The 17,699-nt window shown below is 54.2% G+C and carries 8 protein-coding genes and 5 pseudogenes; 4 read left to right on the top strand and 9 right to left on the bottom strand.

Annotated features, from left to right (window positions below):
- The first annotated feature begins 1 nt into the window (after position 1).
- Both ACA068_RS30520 and ltrA read left to right on the top strand, forming a co-directional pair.
- On the top strand, positions 2 to 1,045 hold the full coding sequence (locus ACA068_RS30520; RefSeq protein WP_497310698.1) for an alpha-xenorhabdolysin family binary toxin subunit B: 1,044 nt from the start codon (positions 2 to 4) through the stop codon (positions 1,043 to 1,045).
- A gap of 512 nt (positions 1,046 to 1,557) precedes the next feature.
- Complete coding sequence (gene ltrA / locus ACA068_RS30525; RefSeq protein ID WP_497310699.1) at positions 1,558 to 2,979, top strand: group II intron reverse transcriptase/maturase; 1,422 nt, start codon at positions 1,558 to 1,560, stop codon at positions 2,977 to 2,979.
- Between the two features lie 570 nt (positions 2,980 to 3,549).
- On the opposite strand, the gene ACA068_RS30530 is transcribed toward ltrA, so the two are convergent.
- Positions 3,550 to 4,011, bottom strand: coding sequence for a DUF1353 domain-containing protein (locus tag ACA068_RS30530; protein ID WP_497310700.1), 462 nt, complete (start codon positions 4,009 to 4,011; stop codon positions 3,550 to 3,552).
- Positions 4,012 to 4,475: 464 nt separating this feature from the next.
- Between ACA068_RS30530 and ACA068_RS30535 the strand changes: the two genes are divergently transcribed.
- The gene (locus ACA068_RS30535; protein WP_497310701.1) at positions 4,476 to 5,675 is read left to right on the top strand and encodes an alpha-xenorhabdolysin family binary toxin subunit A; all 1,200 of its coding nucleotides are present in this window, start codon (positions 4,476 to 4,478) and stop codon (positions 5,673 to 5,675) included.
- A gap of 170 nt (positions 5,676 to 5,845) precedes the next feature.
- Here ACA068_RS30535 and ACA068_RS30540 read toward each other — a convergent pair.
- The 8 genes and pseudogenes from ACA068_RS30540 to istA form a co-directional block, all read right to left on the bottom strand.
- Positions 5,846 to 6,296, bottom strand: a pseudogene (locus ACA068_RS30540) (Tn3 family transposase); the annotation flags it as partial.
- Positions 6,275 to 7,252 (bottom strand): annotated as a pseudogene (locus ACA068_RS30545) (5-(carboxyamino)imidazole ribonucleotide synthase); the annotation flags it as partial. The pseudogenes ACA068_RS30540 and ACA068_RS30545, both read right to left, overlap by 22 nt.
- A 416-nt stretch (positions 7,253 to 7,668) precedes the next feature.
- A pseudogene (locus ACA068_RS30550) lies at positions 7,669 to 8,133 on the bottom strand (helix-turn-helix domain-containing protein); the annotation flags it as partial.
- A gap of 758 nt (positions 8,134 to 8,891) precedes the next feature.
- Complete coding sequence (locus ACA068_RS30555; protein WP_497310702.1) at positions 8,892 to 9,209, bottom strand: TrfB-related DNA-binding protein; 318 nt, start codon at positions 9,207 to 9,209, stop codon at positions 8,892 to 8,894.
- Positions 9,210 to 9,262: 53 nt separating this feature from the next.
- The gene (locus tag ACA068_RS30560) at positions 9,263 to 9,721 is read right to left on the bottom strand and encodes a hypothetical protein (protein WP_497310703.1); all 459 of its coding nucleotides are present in this window, start codon (positions 9,719 to 9,721) and stop codon (positions 9,263 to 9,265) included.
- 54 nt (positions 9,722 to 9,775) lie between these two features.
- Positions 9,776 to 10,609 (bottom strand): annotated as a pseudogene (locus tag ACA068_RS30565) (DUF932 domain-containing protein).
- A gap of 1,447 nt (positions 10,610 to 12,056) precedes the next feature.
- The gene (istB, locus tag ACA068_RS30570; protein WP_497310704.1) at positions 12,057 to 12,812 is read right to left on the bottom strand and encodes an IS21-like element ISPsy14 family helper ATPase IstB; all 756 of its coding nucleotides are present in this window, start codon (positions 12,810 to 12,812) and stop codon (positions 12,057 to 12,059) included.
- 20 nt (positions 12,813 to 12,832) lie between these two features.
- Positions 12,833 to 14,361: pseudogene (gene istA, locus ACA068_RS30575) on the bottom strand (IS21 family transposase).
- Between the two features lie 605 nt (positions 14,362 to 14,966).
- Between istA and ACA068_RS30580 the strand changes: the two are divergent.
- On the top strand, positions 14,967 to 17,696 hold the full coding sequence (locus ACA068_RS30580) for a Tc toxin subunit A (RefSeq protein ID WP_497310705.1): 2,730 nt from the start codon (positions 14,967 to 14,969) through the stop codon (positions 17,694 to 17,696).
- Positions 17,697 to 17,699 lie beyond the last annotated feature (3 nt).

Consider the following 17,699-nt stretch of genomic DNA (forward strand, 5'->3'; position numbering starts at 1 on the left):
TATGAGCAATGTCACTCCAATCACCGGTATTATTCCGGATGTTGATGTAAAGAAAATTATTCAAACCAGTCGTGATATTTTAAGATTGGCTAACTTCAATAACGATCTAGCTGACGACATCTTGCAAGAGAGGGCACGGCAAGTAGCAGCATATTTAAATAATATCGATACAGCCATGAGGGAGTCTTTCCCATTCTTGTTAACCTCGCTAAGCAATTCCTACGGCCAGAACTATTTTGATGTTCTAGGCGAGCTGAAGGGTGCCTTGGAGAAACCTGACTTGAGCGATAGTGATCGAACCTTGCTCACGGAAGAGTTTATTAATATTGAAGGAGCTCTTGAGTTGATGCTGGACGGGGTTTCGAAAAAATTTGCCGATCGTTCTAGTCTCCTCGATAAGGAAGTTACGAGCATCTATAAAGTAGAGATTGATGATCGTACAGATCAGCCCCTCAAGCTTGCGCGCGACGTGCTGGCAAGAATCACGGCTCAGTTAGATCAGCAAAGCCTCAACAAAGCAACTTTCGAGCAGCAGCGTGATTTGCTCATTAAAGCGCAAGATGTTATTCGTCAAACCAACTTGGCCGACATCTTTAAAACGTACCTGCCGGACGGTGACGCTCTAAACGGTTTGGATTTGGCTGCTCCTGAAAAAGAAGCCATCAAGCAGGCGATTGCTTTGCTCAGGAAGATTCTTGGTGTTGTATCCGATGGGATTAAATACATTGAGTTGGCGACCGCTCGGACTAATCTAGACAAAGAAATTGACACACTTATTCGGTCGATCGCGAAACTAAATAATGATATTAAAGGCGCCGATGATACATTGGCAGACCTGATTTCTGTCGTAGAAATTGGACTTAAGCGCTTGGTGGCCTGTAAGGAGATCGAAACAGTAGTCGGTATCTGGAACCAGTTTTCAATAGGCCTGCAATCGCTAAAAAGCAGTGAATACAGCGAAGCTGATTTGTCCACGTTCCTGAATCAATACAAAACTCACTTGGATGTGCTGATCAAGGATTACAACAGCATTATTATCAACTAAAGAGAAGGTAAGATAGATCTGGTAGTCACCAAGCCTCAGATATTTAGATCCGAATGCCCCATGCCTCGCATGGGGCATTTTATATGTGCGCCAGGCATGGCGCGTTGCGCGTAAGCGCAACCAGCTTGGCTGTGGTGGCCACGCTGGTGACTTGGAGGTGCAAGTCCTCTACACACCCGGCAAGGGGAAGTGTTAGCCAGAGGCAAGGGTGTCGCGGGTGACTGCGAATCTGAAGGAAGCCCGAGGCAAAATGCTGGCCTGACGAACAGGAAGCGGATAGAGGCGGCGCAGCGGGGTAAGGGGGCATGTTTCCTCAAAGCCCAATACTTGCACGGGACGCTGCGACGTAGATCCGACAGGCATAAGCAGGAAGGTCGCGCGAATTACCCTGGGAGATCTGCACGCTTGCCATTGTGCTACCGAGCGTCGAGAGGCGACGGGATGAGCGTGCAGAAGTCAGCCGAAGCCGTAGTAAGTGACGAATAACCCCGTCACCAAGGGCCGAACAGGTTATGCCGCCAGTAGGCGTCGAAGTCTCGTTGAATACCGAAATGCAGAAATTTCTCCCAGAGAAGACTGTTACTCCAAGTCCCGGACAGAATCCGAGGATGACGGCTGACAGCGCACAGGTATCAGCGGCGTCTGTGACGTGGACGAACGCGGAGCCGGACACGCTGATGGAGCGGGTGCTTGCACCGACCAACCTCAAGCGTGCGTATCACCGCGTGGTCAGCAACAAGGGTGCGCCGGGTGCCGATGGCATGACGGTCGACGAATTGGCAGGCTACGTTAAACAGTATTGGCCGATCCTCAAGACTCGGCTGCTGGCTGGCGAGTATCACCCGCAAGGTGTGCGCGCCGTCAACATCCCCAAACCCAAAGGCGGTACAAGGCAGCTGGGCATTCCCTGCGTCGTGGACCGCCTGATCCAGCAGGCTTTGCTGCAACAGCTCACGCCGATCTTCGATCCTCTGTTTTCGGACTACAGCTACGGTTTTCGTCCGGGCAGAAGCGCTCATCAAGCCATCGAAACCGCTCGCGGCCATGTGGCGGCGGGACACCGCTGGTGTGTGGAACTTGATCTTGAAAAGTTCTTTGATCGAGTTAACCACGACGTTTTGATGGCCCATATAGAGCGTCAAGTCGACGACAAACGAGTGCTCAGGCTGATCCGCCGTTACCTCGAGGCCGGGATCATGTCGGGAGGTATCGCTAGCCGACGGCAAGAAGGGACGCCGCAAGGCGGCCCGCTCTCGCCGTTGCTGTCGAATATCCTGCTCAATGAACTTGATCGTGAATTGGAACGGCGGGGTCATCGCTTCGTACGCTATGCCGACGATGCGAACATCTATGTGCGTAGTTGCCGTGCGGGCGAACGAGTGATGGCTAGAGCTGAGCGCTTCCTGAGCCAGCGTCTGAAACTGACGCTGAACCGGGAAAAGAGCCGCGTGGCGCGGCCTTGGATCTGTGACTATCTGGGCTATGGGATGAGCTGGCATCAGAAGCCGAGACTGAGGGTGGCGACGATGAGCCTGGGTCGCTTGCGCGACAGGATCAGAGACCTGCTGCGCAGCGCGCGGGGCCACAAGATGGCAAATGTCATTGAGCGGATCAACCCTGTGCTACGTGGCTGGGCAGGCTACTTCAAGCTAAGTCAGAGCAAACGGCCACTTGAGGAAATTGATGGCTGGGTGCGTCGCAAGCTTCGCTGCTTGTTCTGGCGTCAATGGAAGCAGCCCTCAACGAGGGCGCGCAACTTGATGCGCTTGGTGCTTAGCGAACCACGCGCCTGCAAATCAGCCTTCAATGGTCGCGGCCCATGGTGGAGTTCGGGGGCGTCTCATATGAATCAGGCGTTGCCGAAGAAGCTGTGGGACGAACTTGGGCTAGTCTCGGTACTGGACACGATGAACCGACTTAACCGCATAGCTTGAACCGCCGTATACGGATCCGTACGTACGGTGGTGTGAGAGGACGGCGGATGTAAATCTGCCTCCTACTCGATTTCGGCACTCTGGCTATAGTCCATGCATTCTATCGCTTCACCGACCTCATTTACTGTTCTCCAAATCTCCAAATCTCCAAACCTCCAAACCTCCAAACCTCCAAACCTCCAAACCTCCAAACCTCCAAACCTGCTATTTCTAATGCAGATTCTCCTTGTTGAATATATCGTTAGCCGTAACCTTGCGTGCAGCGAGCGCCCACGTATTTAAGAAAGCAAATTTGCTCACTGCAGCGGTACCCACCCTCACTGTTTATGCCTCCGTGCAATTACTTTGCACCGCATAAAAAGCCCCCCGTACATGTCTGGACCGATGATCCTAACCCTTCTGCTCTATGGCTTCAGCCCACCCACGCTGCAAAGGCCTATCGTAATGTAGAGAGAGAGGCTATGCGAACTCTCGACTTATATCAAACACAAGTAGATTCTGTTCAGCGATCGGTGGCTCATACGCGGACGATCTTGAATTATATCAATGCACTAAAGCGCTTTGCCGTGTTCAGGTCCATGATGATTCCAGCGATCTTTTCAGCACTCGGTTCGATGGCAAATTGATCTGGAATACTTTGCGAAATGATTCGACTGCTCCAGTTACCACCGCAATATCTTGTTTGGTGGCGCCTAGTACGTCGAGCGTTATGTATAATAGTGAGTCGCACCTGGCACGTGAAATATTGGTAGGTGCGCCATCAACGGTGATTGAAAGATACTCACACAGTTGGTCGTGCATCACGTAGGCTTGCCCAAGTTTGCCCCACGGGGAAACAAGGCTCAGTGCAATCCTGGGGATGGTTCCGCCGTCAGTTAGAATCCCCGCCGGTACAAACACCCACTGCCGTTCACTGAGCATTAACCGAAAAGGCCGAAGCACCCGCCAGTGATCCATGCCTAGTGAGTAACTGGCTTCTGCGTCATAGCGTGTATCCAATGGAGCATCGAGATATGGATATGTCCGGTTCATTTGATATTTGTTCCTTAGTTATTGTGATAAAAGAGCACCTTGTTTCAGGTGCTTGCATGAGACGAAGGCCCCTCGCATATAGCGCAATTTGACTATGACTGCATTAGTTACTTGATTTTCTGGATAATATCGTGGCTGTCCTCAGCGTAATTCGGGTGATTCGCTCTGGTATCAGACGTATAAATTATGTTGCGTCAACTTTTATTGCGGATTTCTGGAGTGTGTACAACATTGAGTCTTAAATCAGATTCTGGATCGAACATTCAAGTCGCTTCTGTTAATCTCAGTTGAGATACCAAATAATATATATGGGGAAAGCCTTCGAAGGTAGAGCAAGATAAGGCTTCGAGGTCAAGCCAAAGCTGATTTACCTATATCTCTGTTTAAAACATGTATCCTGTAAATAGTTTTTCAGCTATTCGGATCTGTATTTCACGAAAGCCTAACTAATAAAGGTAAACAACTTGTGTGTTTCTCTGCAGGAGTCAGAAGCTAGCAACAGTCTTCCGCTGGATGTGATGTGTATTATTGCTGGTGAGTACGCCGGAGTTGTACGTAGCGCTGGATTGTTTACCAAGGAAGACCTGATAAAAATCAAGAAATATGTAAAGAAAGGTCTCTCTCTTCCATCGGTATTGTCAGCTGTCGAGACATTTCTAAAATATCAAAAGGTAGATATTGCTGGTTTGGAGCCCATCGATATCATGGTTCTGTTCAGGGACATTAAATTTCACGCCTCAGGCTGGGATCTGATAGAAAACAGAATAGCCGCGCAAAGCGATGATTTGAATTTTACCGCCGATAACGTTCTCAATAGCGGATACGACATCATTTCAAAAATCAACAAAATGCCCATCATGGATCGCGTAAGAAATACGCTTGGGGATTTGAGCGATACTGAGCTTGAGGAAATGACATTCACTTCTTATGATGTCGCGGCAGCGACTACTGTGACCAGTGTTATAGAGATGTTGAAGGAGGATATTGAAGCACAGCAATACTTAACTAAATATTTAAAAGATCATATATTGAACTTTAAAGTGAGACTGGCAGGCGGCGAATTGTCGGATGGCGACCACGTTTTTGGGTTGGAGTCTGAGGTGCACTCAAAGTATGATCTGATGCAGCGAAACAATCTTCTCAAATCCATCGATGAATATAAAGATAGTATTCTCACGAAAAAAGAACGAATTATTCAGTTGGACAAGGACTACAAATATTTCGTTGGCATGGCGTTCTCCGGAGGGCTGCCGATCTTCTGGCCCATTTCAGCCTCGATATATGGTCCAAAAGCGGAGTCCGCACGAAAGGAGCGTGACTCAGTGAGAGCGGAGGTTGAAGTTTTGGAGTTGCTAGTCAGTGGTCAGGAGAACTTGCAGCATTCTTTAGAAAGTGTGATGTCGACCTTTGGTGATCTCGGCATTCGCATGCTCGATGCCGAAGTAGGACTCAACATATTAAACATGATGTGGCAAACCATGTTGAACAAGATTGACTCATCGGCTGAGCAATTCGGGGATATCAATAACGCGTTAAAGCTCACTTCATTCGTTTCCGCATTTACGTTGGTGCTTGCGCCTTGGGTGGATGTAAAAAATATTGCTGCGGCGCTGCTTACAGTGTTTAACGAGGCGCTAGAAGAATACGAATCCATCTATGGCTAAAAAATCACCTGGTGGCCGCAAAAACTGAGTGCAATACCTGACCATTTCGGTACGGTGTTGCCCTTATGTGTAGCGGCTCGCGTTTGAAAACACACGGGCTCGCATTTATCCCGTTTCCCGGTTCAGATTATCTGCAAGGGGGCGCCTCAGAAAACGGAATTTAAAGCACGCTAAGCTGGTGGCAGCGCTCGTAACGGCCTGAACTTCCCCGCGCCGACCTTGGTGCGGCTGCGCCATAGGTAGTCGCCGGTCAAATTGATGTGCCCCCAGCCCAGCTGGTGACAGGTATTGCAACAGTGCGTTGTCAACGCCTTGGCCGTGATTGCGCAAGGCGTTCGCGGCCCGCTCCAGATAAACTGTATTCCACAGCACGATGGCAGCGGTCACTAGGTTGAGGCCACTGGCCCGGTAGCGCTGCTGCTCGAAACTGCGATCACGTATTTCGCCCAGCCGGTTGAAGAACACGGCGCGAGCCATGGCATTCCGTGCTTCACCCTTGTTGAGTCCAGCCTGGACGCGACGGCGCAGCTCGACGCTTTGCAGCTAGTCGAGAATGAACGGCGTGCGCTCGATACGCACCAGCTCGCGCAGGGCGACAGCTAGGCCGTTTTGGCGTGGATAGCCTTGTCGACACAACGCAGGTTCGCGTGGCCGACTTTACGGCCGGTCTTGAACGCCTTGCCGTAGTGGTGCAGATGGCCGTCGGCAATCGCACTCACTTTCTCGACCGGCGGCACCATACCGATAAAATTGAGCATCGCGTGCTCGCCGATCTTGGCTGTCGAGCCCAGCGGCAGACCGGCAACGGCGCGCAGGTGGTTTTCGAACTGGCTGCACTCAGCACCTTCGGTGGTCCAGTGCCCGGAGTTGTGCACTCGGGGGGCGATTTCGTTGGCCTTCAGGCCACCGTCGACTTCTAAGAACTCGAACGCCATCACGCCGACGTATTCCAGTTGCTTGAGCACCCGACTGGAGTAATCTTCCGCCAGGGCTTGCAGCGGGTGATCGGTGCTGGCCACAGACAGCTTGAGGATGCCGCTGTCGTGGGTGTTGTGAACCAGCGGATAGAACTTGGTTTCACCATCGCGGGCACGCACGGCGATCAGCGAGACTTCGCCGGTGAATGGCACGAAGCCTTCCAGCAGGCAGGCCACGCTGCCGAGTTCGGCTAAGGTGCCGACCACGTCTTCCGGTTTGCGCAGGACTTTCTGGCCCTTGCCGTCGTAACCCAGGGTGCGGGTTTTCAACACGGCCGGCAGACCGATCGAGGCCACGGCGACGTCCAGGTCAGCTTGCGACTGGATGTCAGCGAACGCCGGGGTTGGAATCCCCAGGTCCTTGAACATGCTCTTCTCGAACCAGCGATCACGAGCGATGCGCAGGGCTTCGGCGCTCGGGTAGACCGGGACGAACTGCGAGAGGAAGGCCACGGTTTCGGCCGGGACGCTTTCGAACTCGAAAGTCACCAGATCGACTTCATCGGCCAACTGACGCAGATGATCCTGATCGCCGTAATCGGCCCGCAGGTGTTCGCCCAACGCAGCTGCGCAAGCATCCGGCGCCGGGTCCAGGAAAGCGGCTCAAAATCGGGAAAACGGCACTCTACAACGCTTTGCGTGGGACCGATCAAGAACCTCAGCAAAGCTAAATGTCGTCAAATTGTAGCTTCGCTCCCCATGGGCCTATATGTAGCGTCGCGAAATTTCCGTTATGTCCTAGATCTCGTCCAGCCCGCTTTCGCGAACGCCCAAGTTGGGTTATTGGGGCGGTCCGCCCAGTCCTCTTCGGAGAGCAGAGCCTCTTCAGCTTTCATGATCCGGGTACCGGTGTTTCCACCTCTGGAAATCAATGAAACGGAGCCATCTGGATTACGATTGAACTCAATCCGAACCAGCATAGAGCCCTTGTTGCCATGACCCGTAACAAGCATGCAGTCAGTGCAACCAATAAACTCTACTGCGTGAGGCATAGTTTTCAGCATGGTGCTTTTCCCTTAACTCCGTTGTTCAATCAGACCACGCTCAGGCAGACGCGCGAGGTGTTGCACCCAAACACGTTTTACCTGGCTGACGCTGATCCCGGCCAGGCGCGCAGTTTCCGCAATGCTACACCCGCCGCTTTTGAGGGCAATCACCCGTTCGTGCATTTTGGTATTCGGTTTGCGCCCAACGTATCGACCGGCGCCCTTGGCCAGGTCTATGCCTTGTCGCTGTCGCTCTCGCCGGTCCTCAAAGTCGTCACGCGCTATTTGCAAAGCCACACGCAAAAGCATGTCTTGTACGCTCTGCAAAACCACCTTGGCGACTCCGCTGGACGCCTCGGCCAACTCGGATAGATCGACGATGCCAGGCACAGCCAGGCGAGCGTCTTTGGCCCGGATCGCGTGAACCAGTTTTTCTGCTTCGGCCAGTGGGAGGCGGCTGATTCGGTCGATCTTTTCAGCAACGACGACTTCACCTGCAGGCCCTACGCCGCCGACGCGGTCGCAGAGAAGCACAGGAAGACGACGTGGATGCGGATCTGTGAGCGCCCACGCCTAGATAGACAGCACCCTGACTCAACAGTGCGTGCAGAGTCATTAGTCGGGCGCCTGGTCGCCGCAAGCACATAAGTGCGGAGGAGTTTCACCACTACAGCGCCTGGTTGCTCAAAGCCAGCCGGGAGCAGTTCGCGCGGATGAGAGGAAATATCATGTCGAGCGCCCCTCGTTACGATTTTGTTGTTTTCTAGCGCCTTTCCGGATTTTTCTTTCGTATAGATAGTGAATGAACCAGACCACCAAAAATAGACCCGTTATGCTAAAAACGAACAGCAATAGCTCTATTGCATGACCTTCGTGTGAAAACATTTTTCGTTCCTCGTCCTGAAGTAGCGTGACCTGAAAACGATCACAACCGAAATTGTTCGTAACAATTCGAACATTTTCAGGGTAGTCGGCAAAACTGCAGCTGACAACCCTCCTTCGCTGCGCGACAAGATGCTCGCGGCCAGCATTCCTCTGTGACTCTAAACCGCCGCTGGTCATTTGCAGATAGCGTGAGCCCGTCGCGATGAAATGCGAGCCCGCGCCTTCAAATGCAAGCTCATTTGCAATTAATGTGAGCCGGTGGCTTTGGCTGGTTGCAGTTAATGTGAGCCAGAAATGCCGTTGAATGCGAGCCTGCGTGTTTTCAAACGCGAGCCGCTACAATTAGGGCCAGCTTTGGCGCACTCGCCTCATTTCTTCTTCGCTTTCCCTTTGCCTTCTGGCTGGTCAAAGGGCGCCGCCATTTGCCGAACCTGCTCGGCCAGTTCAGGCGGGAGCCAGACCATCACCGGCACCAACTCTTGCGCCTGGTGTTCCTCCAGGATCTTACGAACCCGTCGCACGGCGGCATAGACAAGCTGCCGGGATACGTCAGCTTGTCGCGCCAGATCCGAGGGCCGCACGCCGTCGACCAATACCGCCTTGGCCATCTCGACAGTGCCGACAGCCAAACCGCGAAAGGCTGAGGATACCTGTTCCCATTGAGCGGCTGTGTACTTTGGCTGCATTCGTCTTCTCCATTGGTGAAGCGCCCGACGATCTGCCAGGCGCATTTAGCTTTTTAGTGTGGTGGTGATCCGTGAGCCTGTCGATCAGTGAACAGGCCCCCCGCTGTGCTCAAGGTAACGCGCTGGACAATTATCTGGTGCGTGAGGGTGGCCAGCCCTAAGAACGTCCAATAGCGGCCATGACAGAGCGTGTAGATGCGCGTCAGGTTTCCAACCTCGTATTTCTCCAGTTTGAACGAGTAAGTTTTGCCATCAGCGGCGAAGTCCAACACCGGGAGACGGGTCAGCGCGTAGTCATAGCGCGCCTCGGTGGTTTCTTGGGGCTGCGTACCTAACGCGGCTTCCTGGGCCAGCAAGAATGCCTCTTCCTCACCCAGCACTGCGCCGGGGTGGCAGACACGCAGCTCGGGTAGCATCAGCATGCTGCAACGGGTTGCCCACATATTCGGGCCGATCTCGTGGGCATAGTCGATGATCGCAGTTTGGCCGGGTACATAGAAAACTTTGGACATGGCTGTATCTCCTACCGCACAAGAACCGGGCGCACTCGGCGCCCGGTTGGGTGATTAAGCGGCCTGCTGAGTACGCAGGGCCTGGGCCAGAACCCACAGGGAGCGATTCAGTTTCACGTCCTGGTCAATGCCGCCAACGGCGCGGGTAGTCGCCCGGCGCCCTTGCTTGTTACGGCCACGTAAGCCCCCCTTAATCGAGTTTTCTTGAATGCGGTTGAAGGTAGTCCAGAAGTCATTGTCGTAGTCCTGCACACGGCGCGGGCTGAGCTACTGACTGGACGTCACCGGCGCCGGTCCCTCTTTCGGGTCGTAGCGGTAGGCCAGCGCCGCCATGGCGAAGGCTTCTTGCTCGTCCGGGCGCAGCTTGATTTGCTTCATGCACTCACGCTGATCGTTCACAGCGTCGAACTGATTGAGCACTTCATAGGCTCCCTCGATCACGTCGCTAATTACGTCACCGCGACCACTGTGCCGTACTTTCTGATCAATCGAGCAATCGCCGATTACCAGGCCATTGGCGCAAACAAACCGGAACATACCCGCCATCATCTGGTAGCTGCTGGTTCCGTCATGGCTGTTCAGCAGAATAATTTCGTTCGCTTCCTTGTCCATGATGCTGTTGGCATGGCGCAGGCGCAGCATGTGTTTAGTGTGTTCGCGCTTGTCGGTATTACGAACGCGGGTTTGGCACGCCATGAACGGCTGGAAGCCTTCGGCGCGCAGTGCGTCGAGCACCTTGATTGTCGGGATGTACAGGTAACGATCGGAGCGGCTGTCGTGTGCTTCTTCGGCAAAGATCGAAGGGACAACGCTGGCAATCTGTTCATTGCTCAAGGCTGCATCGCTGCGGATCATGCAAGGGTTACGGAAGTTGCTGGATAGACGCATTTTTGAATCTCCTTCGCAGAATTCCCGGAGCGGTTGCCGCCGCTGGTTCCGGGTGTCAGAGCCGAATTGCTTCGACAGGGTTATTATCTCCCGGGGGCGATCTCGCGTAAACTATTTGTAAAATATAATTGTCCGTTTGTTTTACACTATGCACGGTCAACCGCCTGCACCTGGGCGCGCCGCCACCGCAACCACCCCGCGCCATGATTACCCCCGCTTTTAGTGCGCGGACCCACGACGCACAGCACCCCTGTGAGGTCAGGTCATGGCAATTAACATGGTTCAGCGACACGGGGTAGGCCTTCGGCCGCAGGGGCGGCCCTGTGCGGAGCGACGGCGGAGCTGGAACGTCGGACGACGATTCAGGATTTCACTCCGTTCGGGGTAGGCCTCCGGCCGCAGGGGCAGAGCCCCTGTTGCGCAGCGCAGGCGGAGCATGTGTTTGGATGGAACGTAGGCTTAGGATTTCACCCCGTCAGTGGCAAGCGGCAAAGCCCCGCCGTCGGGGCACGCAGGCCAAGAGCCAAGGGCCGGAGGCAAACGGAGCGCGCAGCCCGGAACGGGCGAAGGCGTGAGGATTGAAGCCCGAAGGGGCAAGACCTGGCAGCTTCACCGCCAGGGCTTGATTGGGGTTCGGGGAGCAATGGAACAGTGCGACCTGAGGTCGTCTGAATTTCTGTTTTACTGGAGAGTTTTTCTCTTGATGAAACCGGTTGTTCCATCAACCGTTTCCTACCTGGACATGCGGGGCCGGTAACAGCCCGGTGTGAAGCTCCGGGGACAATGTACCCGCCGATTTTCGGTACGCCTATCCGTGAGGGGAAGCGGAATCTACCAGCACAACGGTGGTGAGGGGCTAGGAACGAGCGGCTACGACCAACACATGTGAACCTCTGTTAAACGTCGTCATGCTCAACAAGCCAAATGTGCTGACAGGCTTGAACCAAAACGGTACGCGGCCAGGTATGACCCCTTTATTCCTGGGGCATCATGGACAGTAGGCCGCCGGCGAACAGGAGGGGTCCGCCCCGCTCAGAAATTCAGGCGGAACAGGGTAAGCCCGTAGTGCCGCCGGAAACGGCAGGCGAACCGCAAGGAACGCTGTGGGTGCTGCGGGTAAAGGAATGCGGAAAAAGCGAAGGCCCGCCTGTAATGGGCGGGATACGGGCTGAAACATTGCTCGACTCGAAAGTGGGCAGACTTCCGTAGGGTCATTCATGGCGAGAGAACTTGATTAATCGTTACTCGAAGGAAAGCAGATGACGGTTATTGGTAGCGCTGGGAAAACAGATGCGATCGGTACTGGTGCGCCTTCGCACGCTGAAAGGATGTGGCTTCAGGCTTGCGCATTCCACGCCATCCGGCCACCCAGCCCACCAACATCCGGCCACCTATTCCACGCTCATCCGGCCGGGCAGTCGGAGCGCAGCGACGCAGGTTTGTATTGTTAGTCTGAAGTCTCTGTCGCCGTCAATTTCGTTGCGCGTCTGCGCATCGATTCGCCCTTCAGTTCGATCCGATAAGCGTTGTGCACCAGCCGGTCGAGGATCGCATCGCCCAAGGTTGGATCGCCGATCAGCGCATGCCATTTGTCCACTGGCATCTGGCTGGTCACTAGCGTCGAGCGGTTGCCGTAGCGGTCGTCCAGCAGTTCAAGCATGTCGCGCCGTTGCGCAGCGGTAAACGGCGCCAAGCCCCAGTCGTCCAGGATCAGCAAATCGGTCTTGGCATAACCCGCCATCAGTTTCGCGAAGCGGCCGTCGCCGTGGGCCAGGCCTAGTTCTTCCATCAAGCGCGGCAAGCGCAGATAACGCACGCTGTAACCGTCGCGGCAGGCCTTATGAGCCAGCGCGCAGGCGAGCCAGGTTTTGCCTACGCCAGTTGGGCCGCCGATGATCAGGTTCAGGCCGTCGCGCAGCCACTGGCCGCTGCCCAGTTGCAGGATCAGGGACTTGTCCAGACCGCGCGGGCTGCGGTAGTCGATGTCTTCCAGGCAGGCGTTATGGCGCAGTCGTGCAGCCTTGAGGCGAGTAGTCAGGCGTGCGTCTTCGCGCTCGGTCAGCTCGCGGTCGACCATCAGACCGAGGCGTTCGTCGAAGCTGAGATCGTTGATGTCAGGCGTTGCGTGTTGTTCGCCAAGCGCCTTGATCATGCCGTGCAGGCGCAGGGTTTGTAGCTTGTCGAGTGTCGGGGTGGGCAGCATTTTGGTGCTCCTTTTTCAGGTCAGTGGTAGTAGCCAGGGCCGCGCAGATTGATGTGTTCTTCGGGCAGTAACGGCAGGTTTGGCTGGGCAAGCGGCAGCCGTTCCAGCCCTTGGCGCAGGATCGATTCCAAGCTTTTGTAGCTGCACGCGCCCAGTGCCAGCGCTCGCTGGCAAGCGGCTTCCAGCCGCTCTTCGCCGTGCTGTTTGCTCAGGCGCAGGATCCCCAGGCAGGCGCGGAAGCCGTGCTGCGGATGGATTCGGCGTTCGAGGATATGAGCGATGACACCAGCGGTGTTCGGCCCGGTCTGCTCAGCCCAGTGGATCAGTCGCTGCGGCGTCCATTCGGCATGTTCGCGGTGACTTTTGGGCATGTGCTCGGTTTGGGTGGTGTGGCGGCCTTTGTGCATGGAGCGCAGATGGCTGGCCACCCGCTGGTTGGCGTGGAAGCACTCGACGGTCTTAGCGGTTAGCCGCACTTCGAGTGGGTGCTTCACCAGCTGGTACGGAACCGAGTAGTAATGGCCGTCGACCTCCACGTGGTAGTCGATGTGCACTCGCACCTTTTTCCATTCGGCGTAGACATACGGATGTTCTGGTAGCGGTTGCAGTGCGGGTTGGTCGATGGTCTCGAAGGCCGAGCGGCGTGAGCCGGGCAGTTTCTTGAAGGGCTTCTGATTGAGGCGATCCAGCAGCAGCGCGATGGCTGTGTTGAGTTCGCCCAAGGAGAAGAACTGGCGGTTGCGCAGCACCGCCAAGATCCACCGCTCGACTACCTGTACGCCGACTTCAACCTTGGCTTTGTCCTTGGGTTTACGCGAGCGCGCGGGCAGCACGGCTACGCCGTAATGCTCGGCGAGATCGCGGTAACTGGGGTTGATATCCGGCTCGTAGCGATGCGCCTTGGTGACGCCGCTGCGCAGATTGTCCGGTACCAGGATCTGCGATGTACCGCCGAGAAAGGCGAAGCAGCGTACGTGCGAGCCCAGCCAGTCGGGCAGTTTCTGCGACCAGGTGGCCTCGGCGAAGGTGTAGCTGGACGCGCCGAGGACGGCGACGAAGATCTGCGTCTGGCGGATCTCGCCGGTTCGCCGATCAATGACCGGCACGGTCTGGCCGGCGTAATCGACAAACAGCTTTTCTCCGGCACGGTGTTCCTGGCGCATGACCACGTCGACCTTGGCAGCCCAGAGGCGGTAGTGCTCGCAGAACCAGCTGTACTGGAAGCCTTGCGGATGGGCGAGTCGATACTCTTGCCAAAGCAGGGCCAGGGTGACGCCGGGGCGGCGCAACTCGGCGTGAACCCATGCCCAGTCGGGCATCGGACGCTGATCGCTGATCGCTGATCGCTGGGAACGGCGGGCGGCGGTGGAAAAAGCCGCCGTTGCAACTCGGCGTCCGTTAACGCAGACGGCCAAGTCAGGCCGCTGGCAGCAAAGCGATTGAGGTACTCACCGACGCTGGCTCGACCCACTTGCAAGCTGACAGCGACCTGGCGGGCAGATAGGCCGACCTCGAACTTGAGACGTAGCACTTCTCGAATCTTACGCATGGATAACCGCTCCACGACGACCTCTCAGCTTCGATAAAAGAGGTCGATGGTAGTGAATTAATCCTGCGTTGCTGCCTGCTTTAAGGGTGGCCGGATGAGCGTGGAACGGGTGGCCGGATCACCGTGGAATCAGTGGCCGGATGTTCATGGAATACGCGGCCGGATGGGCGTGGAATCCGCACCTGAAACAGCGCGATTAGAGGAAAGAACCGTGAATTAAGGACAAGAAGGTCTGATTTTCGACCGGCTTATGATTTTTTGAGCATCAAGTAGTGAGGGCATCAAAAATCCGTGGGTACTTCAGACCTTCCTCAGGATCGCCGACTACGATTTCAGACTTTTTATTTTTTTCTCGTATTTATGTTTTATAAAAGACTTTGCAAAGGAAGTAGGTCGTCTTTAAGACATTATAGAGATGAATCGCAATGCGCTGGACTGGCTTGATCTTTTAGCGCCGGTTCCTTGCGGGGCTATCAAGTTTTTATCGACCATCGCGAATGGTTTGACTAATAAAGTTTCATACTTGCGCTGTGCTAGCGCGTCTGTCCATGGCTGACAGCGCAACGCACTTCGGTTTTCAATAGAAAAATTCTGAGAATAATACTATGAGCGAGTCTTTGTTGCAGTCGCTACGAATATCCACGGAAAGCGAAGTGACACTAAATCAGCGTGATGAAAAGGGTTTTAATTCGATCTTCGATATTGCTAAAGAACCACTTGAACAATTTTGCTGCGCGATGGAAGAGTTGTCTGGAGAGCAGGCTGAACTGATTCATACGGCAGCGTGCAAGCGAGTCGAAGCCTTGGAGAGTATCCTTCGAACACTCCGCGCTCGTAATGAGCCGGTAATGCAAAGTATTCCCAAGCTGGGCATTGCACCATTTCCGCACGAGCTACAAGTGGCGATGGGGCGCTCGCTGGGTGGCGCCGTAGATTTTGACGATCTTTTTGACGAGCGCTCCGGCGCTGGCTACGCGGAAGTGACGTCTATTCAATCGCTATTTTCGCCGGGGCGCTACTTGGTTGAACTTTATAAAATTGCCCAAGGTCTTCACTTGGAAGACAGCCCGTTGCATATAGATAATCGTCGTCCGGATATCAAAGATCTTGTTCTGAATGAAATAAATCTTGTCAAAGAAATATCAACACTCGATATCTTGAACGAGACCTTGTTGAAAGGCATGCAGACTTCATCCGGTGCTCCTGCCCTGCAAACTCTGGAAACTGTTTGGTACCCAATGACACTGCCTTATCACGATAACCTGGTGCAGGTACGTAGCGTGCTGTCGGCGAACAAACTTCCACTTATGACGCTTTGGTCCGCGCTGGCCGATGATCAAATGACCGCGTTCAACGCTAGTACTTTTAATATGGGAGGTAGCACTTTAAATCCTATCCTCACAGCGTCGCCGAAAACGCGAGAGCAACTGGAAATAACACCTGAACTTTACAACTTGCTGGGCAGCCTAAGTTCTAATGAAAACCTGGTAAAACGTCATTACAACCTTGCATCTGAGTCTGATATCGCTGGGCAACTCAGGTCGGTCGATGAATTTATCGCGCGTACTGGACTGACTTTCAATCAGTTGATCGGCATGACTGCTCAGGCCAACTACTCGGGCAATGTTGTCGTCAATCTTATGAAGTCGGTGTTCTGGCGCTATGGTGAGAGTGAGCCTGTTAACGTCGATATATACGGGCAAACCTATCTATCGAATATGAGTTCAGATCCCGCCTCATTGCTCGTTTGCACGACTGATGCAAATAAACTTGAGCTGAAGCTGTCCGGCGCGAATGAAGTGCTTTTCTGTGATCGTGCACAGCGACTCATTCGCCTTCAACGCCAGGTCAATCTCGAATTTCATGAGCTTGATTGGCTGGTCCTGAATGCTAATCGGGCGATCCACAAAGGTAGGACAATGTGGCTGGATACACCGGTGCTCAGCACACTAGCCGAGTTTACGCGTCTGAAGACGACGTATGGCATCTCCTGCGAAGAGTTCTGTTGTTTCATCGGCGACATGAATACTTTTGCTCGGAAGTCCGAGCAGAGTCTTTATCAGCGGCTATTCACCTCGACTACGGATGGCACTACCCTTGCTCTGAACGCCACGCTCAACTTTGACTCTGCAGTACACAGCGCTCAAACCGCCATCGTTTGCGGGGCACTTAAAGTCTCCGCGGATGAGCTCAAGAAGATGGCCGGGTTGGCCTTCGGTACTGCCAACCTCACTACGGTAGACATGACGTCGGCGCGTTACGCTCAGCTCTACCGATTAGCCATGATTCCACGCATGCTCGGTCTGAGTTTTACCGAGGCAAACGTGCTCTGGGAGTTGCTCAATCCCGGTGCAAATACAGCCTGGCGAGTGGCCGGCGCGGCCACACTGGATACGCTTGAGATTATTCAGCAAACCGAAACGGTGCTTGCCTGGATGGTCGACAACCAGTTAGATATTCGCACCGCCCTGAGCATGACGACGGACATCTATAGCCCCATCTTCACGCCAGAGTTACACAATTTCACCCATAACCTCTATACCTCGCTTATTGGCGATAGTGTCGCGTCTAGTCATCAGACCAACCAACCGATTTCTCCAGTACTTGCAAAAAGACTGCACCAAGCCATTGCACCGGTATTTAAAAGTAAACCTAATGTGATGGGTAAATTGTTGCAATGGCAGGACTTTTTCTTTCGCACGGCGGATGGCACTGCAGCCTATGGGCTCAATGATTTTTGGGCCGATGTGATTCGTGTACACGGTACTCAACCGGAAGAGAGTGATTCGCAAGCCTCAGCCAACATCGCTCGATACTGCCAGGGAATGGCGCAATACGCCCTTATCAGCCAATGGGCCGACTTGACCGAGCAAGACCTGTACTTGATTGTCGACTGCCCCAGCTGGTTTACGTCGGGCGTCGGGGTAGCACCGTCCATGCCACTGCTGTTGCGAGTTGTACGGCTCAAACAATGGTTGTCGCGAATCGTTGTTCCAGCGTCTGAAGCGTTCGGCTATTTCAAGATGGCTAATCAACAGGGCCTGATACTTGACCAAGCACTTGCCGCGCTGGCGACGATCCATGGCTGGGACTTGGAAAAAACTTCACGGATGAATATCTATCTGGTTAATCACCAAATCTATCGCAGCTTTCCAACCTGCGTCGATGATGTTTGTCATCTTGAAGCCTGGATGCAAATCAGTGCTCACTTGAACGTCGGCAGCAATTGCATTGCCCAGATTTTTGAAATGTCCAGGCCGCAATCAATCAATGAGGGACAGTCGAGTCTGATTCGTGGTGTCGCCGAGCAATTAAGCGCTGCGATCAAGAACTAATCC

Source organism: Pseudomonas sp. LBUM1660, assembly GCF_059695935.1.